At 57.2% G+C, this 15,563-nt stretch carries 14 protein-coding genes; 10 read left to right on the top strand and 4 right to left on the bottom strand.

Annotation, left to right across the window (positions count from 1 at the left end; translation table 11 throughout):
* Positions 1-23: 23 nt before the first annotated feature.
* Positions 24-533 (top strand): N-acetyltransferase family protein, encoded by a 510-nt coding sequence (locus tag ACXAH3_RS08265; protein ID WP_474861599.1) that lies wholly within the window; start codon positions 24-26, stop codon positions 531-533.
* On the opposite strand, the gene ACXAH3_RS08260 is transcribed toward ACXAH3_RS08265, so the two are convergent.
* The 3 genes from ACXAH3_RS08260 to ACXAH3_RS08250 form a co-directional block, all read right to left on the bottom strand.
* Complete coding sequence (locus ACXAH3_RS08260; protein WP_474861598.1) at positions 530-871, bottom strand: hypothetical protein; 342 nt, start codon at positions 869-871, stop codon at positions 530-532. The two genes, ACXAH3_RS08265 and ACXAH3_RS08260, sit on opposite strands and share 4 nt — an antisense overlap.
* Entirely contained in the window at positions 868-1,422 is a 555-nt protein-coding gene (locus ACXAH3_RS08255; RefSeq protein WP_474861597.1) for an ActR/PrrA/RegA family redox response regulator transcription factor, read from the bottom strand. The genes ACXAH3_RS08260 and ACXAH3_RS08255 overlap by 4 nt, the downstream gene beginning before the upstream one ends.
* Positions 1,423-1,504: 82 nt before the next feature.
* Entirely contained in the window at positions 1,505-2,131 is a 627-nt protein-coding gene (locus tag ACXAH3_RS08250; RefSeq protein WP_474861596.1) for an SCO family protein, read from the bottom strand.
* A gap of 104 nt (positions 2,132-2,235) precedes the next feature.
* On the opposite strand from ACXAH3_RS08250, the gene regB reads away from it, so the two are divergent.
* The 8 genes from regB (at position 2,236) to trxA (ending at position 14,205) form a co-directional block, all read left to right on the top strand.
* Positions 2,236-3,651 (top strand): sensor histidine kinase RegB, encoded by a 1,416-nt coding sequence (gene regB, locus ACXAH3_RS08245; RefSeq protein WP_474861595.1) that lies wholly within the window; start codon positions 2,236-2,238, stop codon positions 3,649-3,651.
* Between the two features lie 114 nt (positions 3,652-3,765).
* Entirely contained in the window at positions 3,766-5,349 is a 1,584-nt protein-coding gene (locus ACXAH3_RS08240) for a PAS-domain containing protein (protein ID WP_474861594.1), read from the top strand.
* Between the two features lie 47 nt (positions 5,350-5,396).
* A complete protein-coding gene (gene tsaE / locus ACXAH3_RS08235) occupies positions 5,397-5,891 on the top strand; it encodes a tRNA (adenosine(37)-N6)-threonylcarbamoyltransferase complex ATPase subunit type 1 TsaE (protein ID WP_474861593.1) in 495 nt (164 codons plus the stop codon).
* Positions 5,888-6,880 (top strand): aminoglycoside phosphotransferase family protein, encoded by a 993-nt coding sequence (locus tag ACXAH3_RS08230; protein ID WP_474861592.1) that lies wholly within the window; start codon positions 5,888-5,890, stop codon positions 6,878-6,880. Before tsaE ends, ACXAH3_RS08230 begins: the two co-directional genes overlap by 4 nt.
* Complete coding sequence (locus ACXAH3_RS08225) at positions 6,865-7,548, top strand: nucleotidyltransferase family protein (RefSeq protein WP_474861591.1); 684 nt, start codon at positions 6,865-6,867, stop codon at positions 7,546-7,548. Before ACXAH3_RS08230 ends, ACXAH3_RS08225 begins: the two co-directional genes overlap by 16 nt.
* The gene (gene addB / locus ACXAH3_RS08220; protein ID WP_474861590.1) at positions 7,541-10,486 is read left to right on the top strand and encodes a double-strand break repair protein AddB; all 2,946 of its coding nucleotides are present in this window, start codon (positions 7,541-7,543) and stop codon (positions 10,484-10,486) included. Before ACXAH3_RS08225 ends, addB begins: the two co-directional genes overlap by 8 nt.
* The gene (gene addA / locus ACXAH3_RS08215) at positions 10,483-13,851 is read left to right on the top strand and encodes a double-strand break repair helicase AddA (protein WP_474861589.1); all 3,369 of its coding nucleotides are present in this window, start codon (positions 10,483-10,485) and stop codon (positions 13,849-13,851) included. The genes addB and addA overlap by 4 nt, the downstream gene beginning before the upstream one ends.
* 33 nt (positions 13,852-13,884) lie before the next feature.
* Entirely contained in the window at positions 13,885-14,205 is a 321-nt protein-coding gene (gene trxA, locus ACXAH3_RS08210) for a thioredoxin (protein WP_474861588.1), read from the top strand.
* Between the two features lie 69 nt (positions 14,206-14,274).
* On the opposite strand, the gene ACXAH3_RS08205 is transcribed toward trxA, so the two are convergent.
* Positions 14,275-14,877: a L,D-transpeptidase gene (locus ACXAH3_RS08205; protein ID WP_474861587.1), complete on the bottom strand. Its 603-nt coding sequence runs from the start codon at positions 14,875-14,877 to the stop codon at positions 14,275-14,277.
* A gap of 169 nt (positions 14,878-15,046) precedes the next feature.
* On the opposite strand from ACXAH3_RS08205, the gene dalA reads away from it, so the two are divergent.
* Complete coding sequence (dalA, locus tag ACXAH3_RS08200; RefSeq protein ID WP_474861586.1) at positions 15,047-15,541, top strand: divisome-associated lipoprotein DalA; 495 nt, start codon at positions 15,047-15,049, stop codon at positions 15,539-15,541.
* Positions 15,542-15,563: the final 22 nt, after the last annotated feature.

Here is a 15,563-nt window from a genome sequence, read left to right as displayed (position 1 = left end):
CATTTTTAGGTGGAGTAGAGACTATGTCGATCACAACACGTCCAGCACAGTACGGCGACGCCGCCGCCATGTGCGCGCTCTTGAACCCGATTATTGATGAAGGCTCGACCACCGCATATCGTGCGCCGTTCGACGCCGATCTGATGCGGAACACCTATATCAACAACTCCCATTTGATCCGCACAACTCTGGCGTTCGAAGGTCAAGATCTGCTCGGTTTTCAGAAACTGTGCTGGCCGGAACCGGGCTATGACGGGCCAGGGGCGTTGCCAAAAGGTTGGGCCATCATCGCGACTTTCGTGCGCATTGGCGGGCAAGGCAAAGGGGTTGGGCAGGTTTTGTGGCGCGACACATTGCTGGCCGCGAAGCAAGCCGGAGTGGCATCTATCGACGCCACCATTCGTGCGGACAATACGCCCGGTCTGGCTTACTACTCTGGTCTGGGGTTCAGTGACTATTCTGCTATAAAAGGCATGAAACTTTCAGACGGCACCCAGATCGACAAGGTGCAAAAACGCTTCGACATCGCCTAGGCGCAGACGCGGCCCTGCTGTTCGGCACCTTGCTTCCAGCCAACAAACCGTTCTGGAGTGAAGGAAAGCTCAAGATCCGCCCAGCGCAGGCGTTGAGTGATACCAGTGGGGCAGCCAATTAACGGAAGCACAGCTGGTCGACCAAGCTCTCGGGTCAGGGCGGGGATCACACCTTTAGGCGAGCGTCCGAAATCCACGCGCTTATTGACGGGCAGAACAGCCAGACCTTGCGCATCGGGAACAAACTCGGCCCCTTGACGTTCTTGGCGCGGTTGCCCTTCCGGCTGCACACAGGCAGACAGCAGGACCAGCCCGATCAAAACAGCAAACGCCCTCATTTCGGACTGCGTTTAGCCAGAATACGCTGAAGTGTGCGGCGGTGCATGTTCAGACGGCGCGCGGTTTCCGAGACGTTGCGGTCGCAGAGTTCATACACGCGCTGAATATGCTCCCACCGAACCCGGTCGGCGGACATGGGGTTTTCTGGCGGAGGGGGCAACTCATCCGGCATGGCCAGCAAAGCAGCAGTGATGTCATTGGCGTCTGCGGGTTTCGACAGGTAATCCGCCGCGCCCAGCTTGACCGCGGCCACCGCCGTGGCAATCGCGCCGTACCCCGTCAGAACTACAATCCGAGCGTCCGGGCGTTTGTCACGGATGGTTTCGACCACATCCAGCCCATTGCCATCGTCAAGCCGCAGATCAACGACGGCATAGGCAGGCGGACGTGCCGTTGCGATAGCCTTGCCAGCAGCCACGGACCCCGCCATTTCCGGAGCAAACCCGCGTTTTTCCATTGCGCGGGCTAGGCGACGCAGGAACGGTTCATCATCGTCTACCAAAAGAAGCGATGGATCCTCGCCAATCGGTTTGAGTTCCTCAGCCGTCATCGCAGCAACCTCCGTTTTGCGTCTGCCTCCAGAAACCTAAATATTTTAGGCCACAAGGTCAATTTTGACACTGCAAAGGTCGTTACGCACCCGCATCAATGAAGCAGCCGACGCGCTGGGCCATCGACTGGGGCGTTTCTTCCCGCTTGAAGAAATCCGCAAAGCCACTTTCAGGGAACATCAGATAGGTGAAGGTCGAGTGGTCGATCAGATAGTAATCTTCCTGCCCCTCTTCTGGTTCTTGCTTGCGGTAATAGGTCTTGTACGCTTGGCTGGCGGCTTTGACCTGCTCGGGCGTACCGGTCAGGCCAATCATGTTTTCATGCATATAGCTGGTGAAATCTGCCAGATGTTCGGGCGTGTCGCGTTCCGGGTCGAATGAAATGAAAGCTGCCTGCACATCGTACCCTTGATCGTCCAGAATACGCATCGCTTCTGCGTTGCGAGCGTTGTCCAAGGGGCAGACGTCGGGGCAGAACGTATAGCCAAAGTACACCAGCGTAGGCTTGGTGATCACATCCTTTTCGGTCACGACTGCACCGGTCTCGTCGGTCAACTCGAACGGACCTCCTATGGATGCAACGCCAGTCCCAACAGCACCCGCACGGCATTCGGCAAAGGCGTCTTTTTCTCCACTCGTGACGAACCACGTCACGCCAACAAGCGCCACAATCGCCGTTGCGGCTGTCACAGCATATAAGCGTTGCATAGAAATTCTCCGGTTTGATCGCGCAGGCATTGATCCTGCCTTTCGTCAGGACTAGCAAGAGAACACATTGACGCAACCCAAAAAACGGATCCGGCTGATCACAAATGGTGGAAGTACAGACAGACCCGGCCACTGACGCCGCTGTTGGCAGCCAGCAACGCAGCTGGGTACGCCTGCGAACGTTGATCCTTTTGCGGTGGGCCGCGATTGCCGGTCAGATTGCGGCCATTGCAGTCGCGGTTCATTTTTTTGCGGTGCAGATCCCCTTCGGCTTGGTGGCTGCGGTAATTGGGATTGCAGTGATCGCCAACCTTGTGTCCAGCGCACTGTTCCCGCGCAACACGCGTTTGAACGAATCTCAGGCCACCAGCATTCTGGTTTTCGACACGCTTCAGCTGGGCCTGATGATGTTTCTGACGGGTGGCATCCACAATCCGTTCATGGTGTTGATCCTTGCCCCAGTCACGGTCGCCGCGACGGCTTTGTCCACCCGATCGACCGTCATCGTCGGCGCCGTCGCCATTGCCGCCACCAGTCTTGTCACCTGGATCAACATCCCGCTTCAGACAGCAACAGGCATTCTACAAATGCCCAGCTTGTTTGTCTTTGGGCTTTGGGTGTCGGTGACAATCTCGGTCGGGTTTATTGGTCTCTATACCCGCCGAATCTCGTCTGAAATGCGATCCATGTCCGAAGCGCTTCTGGCCACGCAAATGGCCCTGTCACGCGAACAGAGCCTGACGGATCTTGGTGGCGTGGTAGCTGCTGCCGCGCACGAGCTTGGCACACCGCTTGCGACGATTAAACTGGTGTCGTCGGAACTGGTCGAGGAACTGAACGGCGATGACGAATTGCGCGACGACGCCCGCCTGATCGGCGAACAGGCCGACCGCTGCCGGGACATCCTGCAATCCATGGGGCGCGCGGGCAAGGACGACATGTTGGTCAAAAACGCCCCGCTGATCGCATTGATTGAAGAAGCTGCCGAACCCCACCGTGAGCGAGGCAAATCACTTGAGATCGAGATCGCATGCGTCGAGGCCGACCCCGCCAACCAGCCCATCCTGATGCGCCGCCCCGAGATTATTCACGGGCTGCGCAACCTGATCCAGAACGCGGTGGACTTCGCCTCGACCAAGGTGTGGATCGAGCTGTGCTGGGACGATGATCGCATCACGATCCGAATTTTGGATGACGGCAAAGGATATTCGCCGCAGGTGCTGGGGTGGATCGGAGACCCCTTCATTCGCCGACGAAAATCGCAAGCCGAGCGGGGCCAGCGTCAGGCCTATAAGGGCATGGGACTGGGCCTGTTCATTGCCAAGACCCTGTTGGAGCGCACCGGGGCCACGCTGCATTTCGCGAACGCCTCGGCGCCCTATACCGGCCGCCCCCACCCGCGCGAAAAGTCCGGCGCGATTGCACAAGTGGAATGGCCGCGCGGCACGCATGGGCTGGAAGCGACAAACACCAGCGGCGCATTGGGGCAAAACATCCACTTCACTCACAATACGGACTGAAAAAACTATTACATTCAAGGACTTGAGCAAAATTAAATCTTCATTAACCACAATGATCTAAGCTCAACTTGTTGATAGCGCGGGAGGCAGCCCGCCGAAACGACAGGTGTGGACATGATCAATACTTTCTACGCGGTGGCGCTGGTTCTAACGGCACTGACGATCTCGATTGCGGCGCTCTACGTTTTATCGCTGCTTGATCCGGCAAAGGACAAAAAACTGCGCAAGCAAACAACGCTCGAGAAGAACAGCGTGGTGTTTTTGTTCAATGATCAGACCCTGACTGATACGACGCCTGCGGGGCGGCAGATCCTTGACACCCTTCCGAAGCTAAGCGCGGGATCAGATTGGCAACACCTGTCCCATGTGCTTGAAGCGCGCTTTCCAAACCTAACCCAGCAGGTCGGCGAACTGGCCGAGCTTGGCAAGTTGTCCATACCCTCGACAGACGGTGCGCATCATATCGAGGCCGAATGGCGCGACGGGCTGGCGCGGGTTCAGTTGGTCACGGGCGATATCAGTCAAACAGATCCCATCATTGATCAGATGGGCCTTGATGCCATGCGCTATGAGCTTGAGGGGCTGCGTGCCACTGCACAGCATGTTCCGGTCATGATGTGGCGCGAGGATTCAAATGGAAAAATCACTTGGGCCAACAAATCCTATTTGGACCAAGCCGCCGATCCCGGCGCATCGGATGGGGTGGCAAGCTGGCCTCCGCAGAAACTGTTCGATCGCCCACGGCTTGAGGATGCCAAGACCCTGGAAAGCCCGCGTCGCGTTGCCGTACAGCTTCCCGCAGACGGAAAACGCCATTGGTTCGAACTGTATGACGCCCCCTTAGGGACCGAGACCTTATTGACCGCCATCCCTGTGGATCGCGTCGTGAACGCTGAAAAGTCGCGGGCCGAGTTTGTGACAACTCTGACCAAAACCTTTGCGCACCCGCCCATCGGGCTGGCCATTTTTGACCGCAAAAGACAGCTGAATCTCTTTAACCCGGCGTTGACGGACATTCTTGCGATGAGTGCGTCATTTCTGGTCGGCCAACCTACGCTCTTTATCTTCCTCGATCACCTGCGCGAGAAACGGATGATGCCCGAGCCGAAGGATTATGTCTCGTGGCGGCAGCAAATGGCGGATTTGGAAAGCGCGGCGGTTAATGGCACGTACGAAGAAACATGGTCCCTTCCCACGGGCCAGACCTATCGCGTCACCGGACGCCCGCACCCCGACGGCGCTGTGGCGTTCCTGTTTGAGGACATCACCTCGGAAATCTCGCTGACGCGCCGGTTCCGGCGCGAGCTTGAGATGGGCCAATCCGCACTCGACTGTATCGAAGACGCCATCGCCATCTTCTCGCCCGGGGGGGTGCTGTCCATGTCGAACGCTGCCTATACAAAGCTATGGGGGAATGACCCCTCGACCTCTCTGGATGACATCAACCTAGGCGACGCGATTCGCACTTGGCGCGGCACCGCTGGCGACACGCCTGTCTGGCGTATGCTGAAAGAATTCGTGGCATCTCATGGGGAACGTCAGGCTTGGAGCGATCAGATCGCCCTTTTGGATGGCCGACAAGTTGATTGCCAATTCGTGCCTATGGTCCGCGGCGCGACGATGGCTCGGTTCCGAGTACGCCCTGCCCAGCGCGACCTGCAACCCGCATCAAGCTCGGCCCTGTCTTTGACCCCTTAGACTCATCCGGTCTTGCACCAGCGCTCAGGGCGACTAAAACTCGTCCCATGACGCATCCCTTTCGCCTTGATCTTGAATTTCCGACCCCAGATCAAACCACCGCCTTTGCCGCCGCACTTGCCGCGCAACTAAGCGCCGGCGATGTCATTTTGCTGTCTGGCGGGATCGGATCTGGCAAAACCCACTTTGCGCGCGCGCTGATTCAATCTCGCCTTTCCGCGCATGGGCTGGCCGAAGACGTCCCTTCGCCCACTTTTACGCTGATCCAGACCTATGACGACACGACCTGCGAAATCTGGCATTCCGACCTTTACCGCCTGACCCATCCCGACGAGGTCGAAGAGCTTGGGTTGATCGACGCATTTGAAACCGCAATCTGCCTTGTCGAATGGCCCGACCGACTGGGGGATCTGATCCCACAAAATGCTCTCACCATCGAGCTTTCTACAATCGAAGCGTCTGATGATCCCGATCTGCGACGCGTGCAGATTTCCGGCCCATCTGGGCGTTGGGAAACCCTTATTAAAGAGGCCCTTTCATGAGTGACAATCGTACACAAAGCCGCGACGCGTTTTTGGCAACAACAGATTGGTCTGACGCACCATTCACACCGCTGACCGGGGATGCCTCGGCGCGTAGATACTTCCGGTCGCTCGGTCGGCACCCAGCAATCTTAATGGATGCACCGCCGCGAACTTGCGGGTCCATGCAGTCCTTTGTCGATATTGCGCAGTATCTGACCGCCTTGGGGCTGTCCGCGCCAAGTATCTATGCCATGGATCTGCAAAGCGGCTTCATATTGCTGGAAGATTTTGGTGATGGCGATTTTGCATCCCTAATTGAACAAGACGCATCGCAAGAAACCAGTCTCTATTCCAGCGCTATTGATGCCATTCATACCGTTTTGGATGCCAATCCTGCGCAGGTTCCTGACTATGACATCCCCCAAATGGCGCGTGCCAGCGCCTTGGCCTTTTCGCACTATGCCCCTCAACCTACCAACATTATGGAAGAGGCGGTTGCCGCCATCGAAGACGCACTGAAGCCATTCAGGACCAATCTTCGAACATCACTGCGGGACTTCCACGCACAAAACTTGCATTGGTTGCCAGATCGTACAGGCACGTTGCGGGTCGGGTTGTTGGATTTTCAGGACGCCGCGAACACTCTGCCCAGCTATGATCTGGTGTCATTTCTGCGCGATGTACGCCGCGATGTGTCGGATGATCTTGCGCAATCGGCCAAAGCTGCATTCGCCAAACGCCGAGGCTTGGATCGCGAGGCGTTTGCAGACGAATACCACATGGTTGCCGTTCATCGAAACCTGCGCATCCTTGGTATTTTCGCCCGACTGTCGCAACAAATGGGCAAACCGCGTTACGTTGATCTGATTCCGCGCGTCTGGAATCTGCTTCAAGAGGACCTGAACCACCCGCCACTGGCGAAACTGCGCGCGCAGCTGAACGCGATCCTTCCTGAACCCGACCATGCCCACCTTGAGAAGCTAAGACAGCCATGCCCAACACAGTGATGATTTTTGCTGCCGGGCGCGGTAGCCGGATGGGCCCTTTGACCGAAGCGCAGCCCAAACCAATGATCCCGGTCGCAGGCAAACCGCTGTTGGATCACGCATTGGAGATTGTGGACGGCACAAACGGCATTGCTGAGGTGATAGTGAACACACATTATCTTGCAGATCAGATCCACGCCCACCTTGCGAAACGAGACATCTTGTTCTCTCATGAAGATACGCTTCTTGAGACCGGTGGCGGCCTGAAACAGGCTCTAACCTTGCGAAATATGGATTCCATTTTCACGCTTAACGCCGATGCGGTTTGGTCCGGCCCAAATCCGATGCAGATGCTTTTGAGCGCATGGGATCCCGATCGCATGGACGCTTTGATGCTTCTAGTCCCGCCAAAAAACGCCATCGGTCACCTTGGTCAAGGTGACTTCACCATGGACGCTGACGGGCAACTGACGCGCGGGCCGGGGCTGGTTTATACTGGCTGCCAGATCATCAAAACTTCGCCAGTTGCGCGGATCGAAGATCAGGCGTTTTCGCTGAACGTGGTTTGGGATGTGATCCGACAAAGCAATCGCCTGTTTGGGCTGACTTATAGTGGCACGTGGTGCGACGTCGGGCATCCTGATGGCATCATGCTGGCAGAAAACATGCTTGGGGGCGCTGATGTTTGACCTCTCCTCCGCCGCGCGTGTTTTTGGGGTACCTCTGGGTGTCGATTTTCCCAAAGCACTGGTCCAAGGGCTGCGCGCCCAAATGAAAGATCGCCCACCACATGATATGGCGCGGGTCGAGCTTTTTGTGAACTCTCGCCGTATGCTGAACCGGGTGCGTGCGCTGTTTGACGACGAGCCTGGCTTTGTTCCGCGCTTGCGGCTGATCACCGATCTGGCACAGCTGCCGCTCGACAGCTCGATCCCCACCGCGGTCGCCCCTTTGCGTCGTCAGCTTGAATTGCACCAGCTGATCCTTGCTCTTTTGGAAAGAGAACCCGATCTCGCCCCCAAAAGCGCCGCTTTTGACCTTGCCGACAGTGTTGCCAAGTTAATGGATGAAATGCACGGCGAAGGCGTAAATCCCGCTGTGTTAGAGACGCTTGACGTCCAAGATATGTCCGAACACTGGGCCCGCAGTTTGCGGTTTCTGTCCCTGATCAATCCGTTCTTCGATCCCAATGCAGGTCACGCACCGGATGCCGAAACACGGCAGCGAATGGTGGTCGAAAAGATCATCGAGGGGTGGAGGGCATCTCCTCCAGATCACCCAATCCTGATTGCAGGATCAACAGGGTCAAGGGGGACGACGGCGCTGTTGATGAAAGCAGTTGCCAACCTTCCTCAAGGCGCGTTGATCTTGCCCGGCTTTGACGCGGACCTGCCAGATCAAACATGGGCCGATTTGGACGATGCCATGTCGGCAGAAGATCATCCGCAGTACCGCTTCGCCGCGCTTCTCAATCGGTTGGAACTGACCCGCACCGATGTGCAAAACTGGTCCGACCTTGATCCAGTTGCGCCCGAGCGAAACAAACTGATCTCGCTTGCGCTGCGACCTGCCCCCGTGACGGACCAATGGCAAGTTGAAGGGCGGAGCTTTGAAAAAGTCGCCAAGGCGACAGAGAACCTAACACTGGTCGAGGCCAAAACCCCCCGCGATGAAGCGCTGGCGATTGCAGCGCTTTTGCGGTGTTCGATTGAAGATGGGATCAAGACGGCGTTAATCACGCCGGATCGAAACCTGACACGACAGGTTTCGGCTGCTTTGGATCGGTGGAGTATCGAACCAGACGACAGCGCCGGACGCCCACTGGCCTTGTCCGCGCCGGGCCGTTTCTTACGCCAAATCACAATGATGATGTGCGAGGATCCGGCAGCTGATCGGCTGTTGGCGCTCTTGAAGCATCCGTTAACCAACACTGGCGGTGGCACGCGCGGGGATCATCTGCGTTGGACCCGAGATTTGGAGCTTCAAGTCTTGCGCGGATTGCCTTCGGTTCCAAACCGGCAGACGCTTTTGGAGTGGGCAAAGAAATTTGAAGAAGAACCTGCGCGCGCCATTTGGGCTGAGTGGGTCGCTGATTTTTGTCTAGCCGCGCCGATATCCAGCGATTTGCCTCTGTCTGATCTTCTGGCGCACCACCTTGAACTGGCCAAGGCTATTGCACAGGGACCAACTGGTGATGATACAGGTGAATTATGGAACCGCGCCGCCGGGCAGATGTGTCAGGATATAGTCTCTAATCTTGCAGAAAATGCTGAACACGGTGGCGATCTTTCCCCGCTGGCCTATCGCGATCTGTTCCGGTCTATCCTGTCGAAAGGCGAGGTTCGCGACCCGAACACACCCCATCCCGGGGTGATGTTCTGGGGCACACTCGAGGCCCGCGTTCAAGGGGCCGAGCGTGTGATCCTTGCCGGGTTAAACGATGGCATCTGGCCCGAGTTGCCCGGTCCGGATCCTTGGCTGAACCGCCAGATGCGGTTGCAAGTCGGGCTTCCCCTGCCCGAGCGTCGGGTCGGCCTATCCGCACATGATTTCCAGCAAGCCATCGCGACAAACGAAGTCATCTTGACCCGATCCGTTAAAGACGAAGACAGCGAAACCATCCCGTCACGTTGGCTTAACCGCATCTGCAACCTGATGGCGGGCATGTCGGCCGAAGGTGAGCAAGCGCTGAACAACATGCGTACGCGGGGTGCGAAATGGCTGGAAATTGCGCGGCGTATTGACCAACCTACCAAGATTGTACCGCCAGAAAGCCGACCCTCGCCGTCTCCCCCGATTTCTGCGCGCCCACGCAAGCTTTCGGCGACGGGCGTGACGAAATTGATCCGCGATCCGTTTGCGGTTTACGCAGATAAGGTGCTGCACCTGCGTGCCTTGGATCCGCTGCTACGTGGGTCAGACGCCCTGATGCGCGGGACAGTTTTGCACAATGTATTCGAGAGCTACGTTGCCGAGTTGTCAGATAATCCCGACCCCGCGCAAGAACAAACCCGCCTGCGCGACATCGCAGACCAAATCTTGGCTGAACAGGTTCCGAACCTTGCCACGCGTATCTTGTGGAAGGCGCGGATTGACCGGATTGCGCCGTGGTTCGTCCAACAAGAGCTATCGCGCCGTGATTGGTCCAACAATCTAGCCAACGAAGTGTGGGGAAATGCACGATTTGATGATCCCGATTTCATCCTCGTCGCCAAGGCTGATCGGATCGACCGGCATCAAGACGGATCACTTCTGATCTACGACTATAAGACCGGGACGCCTCCGAACGAAAAACAGCAGAAGCACTTTGATAAACAGTTGCTACTGGAGGCCGTGATTGCTGACGTGGGCGGGTTTGACGATATCGATGCGTCGCCGATTTCGATGGTCAGCTACATCGGCCTAACGCCCCAAAAAGAGGTGTCGACAGATCTGACCGGGGCGGATATCGACGCCGTCAAACAAGAGCTTCTAGGCTTGATTAGTGCCTATTATGACGACGCTCAAGGATACACATCCCGGCGCGCCATGCATATGCAACGTTTTGCCGGCGACTATGACCATCTGGCACGCTTTGGTGAATGGGACGACAGCGACACACCAGTGGTGACGGAGGTTGGGCGATGAAGTTCAACGACGCAACCCTTGCCCAGATCCGGGCGGCGGATCCGACGGCCTCGACCTGGTTGTCGGCCAATGCGGGGTCGGGGAAAACGCGCGTTCTGACCGACCGCGTGGCGCGGCTTTTGCTGGGCGGCGTGTCACCGCAGAACATCCTTTGCCTGACCTATACCAAGGCCGCGGCCAGCGAGATGCAGAACCGTTTGTTCCAGCGTTTGGGCGAATGGGCAATGAAGGATGATGACAGCCTGACCCAGGCGCTGGCCGAGCTTGGCATTGAGGGCACGCGAGATTTGTCATTGGCCCGGCAGCTATTCGCACGCGCAATCGAAACACCGGGCGGGTTGAAAATCCAGACCATCCACGCTTATTGCGCCTCGCTTCTGCGGCGCTTCCCGACCGAAGCTGGCGTTTCCCCTCAGTTCACCGAAATGGACGACCGGGCGGCCAACGATCTTCGTGCAACCATTCTGGAACAAATGAGCGGCGGACCGCATAAAGCGTTGGTGCAAGATCTGGCACACCTGTTCACGGGCGAAGATCTAATGCGGCTGACGGCAGGTATAACTTCGGCCCGGATGTTGTTTGCCGATGGCAAGGAAGAGGCGCAGATTGACGGCTGGTTTGGGCTGGCGGCTGGGGACAGTTTGGATGCCCTGCTGGACGAGTGTTTTCTGCCGGAAGACTTGAAGCTACTGTCAGACCTCGTTGCCAGCCTCAGAACGGGTGGCGCGACAGACAACAAGCATGCTGAAATGCTGAACGGCGCAGATTTTAGCGCGCCCAATCTGGATCTTCTTGTTCGGGCCGAAAAGGTTCTTCTGAAGCAATCATCCCCATTTTCCGCTAGAATAGGCACTGTTCCGACCAAAGCGTTACAATCGGGCATCTGTGCGCCCATCATGGATTCACTGAACGACTTGATGGTGCGCGTCGAAGACGCACGACACAAAAGATTGGCCTTGCACAATGCGCGTCGCACGCAGGTTCTTTATCGTTTTGCGCATGTCTTCGTACAAGAGTACGAAGCCGCCAAACTGGCCCGCGGTTGGTTGGATTTCGACGATCTGATCCTGAAAGCTGGAGGGCTGTTGACCGACCCCTCGGTTGCCGCTTGGGTCCTGTTCAAACTGGACGGTGGCATCGACCACATTTTGGTCGACGAAGCGCAGGACACCAGCCCCGTGCAGTGGCGCGTGATCGACAGCCTTGCGCGTGAGTTCACCACCGGATCCGGCGCACGCGATGATGTCGAGCGAACGATTTTCGTGGTCGGCGACCCGAAACAGTCGATTTATTCCTTCCAAGGCGCAGAACCAGCCGAGTTTCAAAGGATGCAACACAGTTTCGCGGACCGTTTGCAACAGGTCGGGCGGGCGCTGGCAGTTCAGCCGCTGGAGTACTCGTTCCGGTCTTCGCCTGCCGTTCTGGGCTTCGTGGACATGGCTCTGGACGGGCTTTCTGGCTTGGGTGGAGGATTCAAACACCGCGCGTTCTTTGCAGACAAGCCCGGACGCGTGGACCTGTGGCCAGCAATCGAACCCGTAAAGCACGAGGAAGACCGGGACTGGAACGACCCAGTCGACAGACCCTCGCCCCGTGATCATAAGGTTCAGTTGGCGGACCATCTGGCGGATGAAATCCAGCGGATGATCCGCGAAGAGCGTCTGCCCGACGATAAAGGCGGTTCGCGCCCGGTCGATCCAGGCGATATTCTGGTGCTGGTACGCTCTCGCAGCGAACTGTTTCACGAGCTAATCCGCGCCTGCAAAGCGCGCGACATACCCATTGCCGGCGCAGACCAATTGCGCATCGGGGCCGAGCTTGCGGTGAAGGATTTGACCGCGCTCCTGTCCTTCCTTGCGACGCCCGAGGATGACCTATCTCTGGCGACGGTATTGCGTTCGCCATTGTTCGAATGGAGCGAAGATGACCTGTTCCGACTGGCCCACTATCGCGGAGAGAAGACATTCCTTTGGCGCGCGCTGTCAGACCAGCCAGCGCTATATTCCGCAACGTTAGAGACACTTCACGACCTGCGCGACCGCTCGGATTTCCTGCGACCGTACGAGCTGTTGGAGCGTATCCTAACCCGCCATGACGGCCGCAAAAAACTGCTCGCACGGCTGGGGCAAGAGGCGGAAGACGGCATCGACGCGCTTCTGCATCAGGCGATGAATTACGAGCGGCTTGAGATCCCTAGCTTGACGGGTTTTATCTCGTGGCTCGAGACCGGTGACATCACGATCAAGCGACAGGTGGACAGCAAGGGGCATCTTGTGCGGGTCATGACGATCCATGGCTCGAAAGGGCTGGAAGCGCCAATTGTTTTGTTGCCGGATCTGGCAAAGCGAAATGCCTCGGACATGCCTCAGATCGGGAAGCTGTCGCCAAATCAGCCGTTTTGGTTCCCAGCAAAGGCGGACCGGACCGTGGCCATCGAGGACGTATCTGAAAGTCTGAAAGAGGCCGAGATCGAAGAACGCACGCGTCTTCTGTATGTCGCCATGACCCGTGCCGAGCAATGGTTGATACTGTCCGCCGCAGGCGACCTTGGGAAAGCTGACACCGGATTGTATCGCATTTGCGAAACCGCGATGGAGAAGGCAGGCGGGGCTGATTGCGACTTCCCGACTGGTTCGGGCAAGCGGTTTGCCACGGGCATTTGGCCCGATGCAGGTTTAAATGATCCAGCCACGTCCGACGCAAAAGAGACGAACTTGCCTGATTGGTTAGGCGCTGACGTGTCGCTTCCAATCAACGTGCCGAAGCCGCTTTCACCGTCTGATCTGGGTGGGGTCAAAGCTTTGCCCGGCGAAGCCGAGCTGGCGGGTTCGCAAGACCCGCTGGTACGTGGGCGGCAGATTCACCTGTTGCTGGAACACCTGCCTAGCGCCGCGCCTGAAAGCTGGCGAACGATGGCTGAGTATTTGCTGTCTAATGGCCCAGATCATGCCGAACCCACGCTTATCCGCAGCTTGACCGACGAAGTTGCAGCCCTTCTGACCGACCCAGACTTGACCCACCTGTTTGACGCGCACAGCATTGCCGAGGCCCCGATCACCGGGCACCTTCCTGACGCGCCCGACCAGATCCTGCATGGCTATATCGACCGATTGATTGTCACCGACGAATACGTGCTGGCGGTAGACTTCAAATCGAACCGTGTCACTCCGGATCGACCCGACCAAACCCCCGAAGGGCTGTTACGCCAGATGGGGGCTTATCGCTGGGTGCTGCGCACGATTTACCCCGGCCACCCGGTCCGCACGGCGATCCTATGGACACAAACGCGCGAGCTGATGCCTCTGGGCGACCAACTTGTCGATGACGCGTTTGGTCGCCTTGACGCTGGAGGCTTGGCTACCTAGGTTCTGAACAACCAAAATTTCAGGAGAATGCTAATGGCAACCGTCGCTGTCACCGATGCCACCTTTGACGAAGAAGTCCGCAACTCGGATGTCCCCGTCGTTGTAGATTTTTGGGCCGAATGGTGTGGCCCTTGCAAACAGATCGGACCAGCTTTGGAAGAGCTGTCGGCCGAATATGAAGGCAAGGTCAAAATCGTGAAAGTAAACGTGGACGAAAACCCGAATTCGCCCGCTCAGATGGGCGTACGCGGCATTCCGGCGCTGTTCATGTTCAAAGACGGTCAGGTGATCTCGAACAAAACTGGCGCAGCACCCAAGGCTGCCCTTCAGTCGTGGATCGACGAAAGCGTCTGATCCCGGCACGGTGCCAAAAGAAAAGCCCCGCAAATTGCGGGGCTTTTTTGTTTCCGGTGCGATCCGCGGTCAGATCAACAGAACCTGCGCGCCGTTCCTTGTCAGAGCGAAAAGCTCGGCGATATGTTCGTTATAAAGGCCAATGCAGCCGTTCGACGACTGGCGCCCAATCTTACGCGTGTCGTGGGTGCCGTGGATACGATAGTACTTCCACCCCAGATACAACGCATGGGTACCCAGCGGGTTGTCCGGGCCGGGGCCGACAAAAGCGGGCCATTCGGGGTTGCGTTTCCGCATCGCCGGGGTTGGCGCCCAAGACGGGCCTTCCACCTTGCGGATCACGCTGGTGCGGCCACGGCGGGTCAGGTCTTCGCTCAGCGGAACTGAGGTTGGATAGAGACGATAGGTCGACTGATCCTCCGACCAATAATGCAAACAGCGCGAGCTGATATCCACCAGGATCACACCATTGCGCGTATTGTTGAAATAGGGTTGCCAGTCCAGCGTCCGAAAGCTGGAAATATTGCGTTTAACCACCTCGGTCAGATCGCGTTCAACTTCGGTCGAGTCGTCAAATTGCGCGATAGCAGGTGTTGCCACACCGCCTGCAACAGCAGCAGCTCCGCTTAGAAACGCGCGGCGTCCGATTTTCAATCCTGTCTTGTCACTCATGTCGCCACTCCAAAGAAATTCACGTCTATTCATCGTCTCTATATTGCGCGAAGGCATCAGTCGCAATTCAAACAGCTGTGAAATAGGCAATATCACGCGCCTGTGGTTTGAATTCAACGAATTCTGTCTATAGAGGAATAGTGAAACACGTTTTATTGGTGAGATACAAATGCGCGCGATTTTGTTGGCATTGGCCACAGCAACCACATTGGCAGCCTGTACAACCGGCACGACGACTACAGGGAATGGCGTCAAAGTGTATCGGATTTCGGCCGCGAAGACCTCGACCATCCAGTATCGGATGCTGGATTCAGTGAACGAGCTTCGGGCCGCAGCAGGTGTTGGGCAGCTGCAGCTGAACAGCCAATTGACGGCCGCCTCAAAAACTCACGCGAAAGATATGTCGGTACAAAACCGCCCGTGGCATTTCGGATCGGACGGGTCGTCGCCATTGGATCGCGCCCAACGCGTTGGATATTCAGGTCGCTATATCGGCCAGATGCTTTCCGAAACCTTCGAAAGCGAGCTTCAGACCCTGTCCGCGTGGGTCGCAGATCCCAATACACGCCGTGTCCTGATGGACCCACGTGCACGCAATATGGGCTTTGCTTGGTATCAGGAACGCAACGGCAAGATCTGGTGGGTATTGGACGTAGGCGCGTAACCCAAGCCGCTGGAAAGAACGA

Source organism: Aliiroseovarius sp. ABM4_368 (assembly GCF_056161205.1).
Note: the sequence above shows the minus strand (reverse complement) of the source record. Positions and strands in the feature narration are given on the sequence as shown.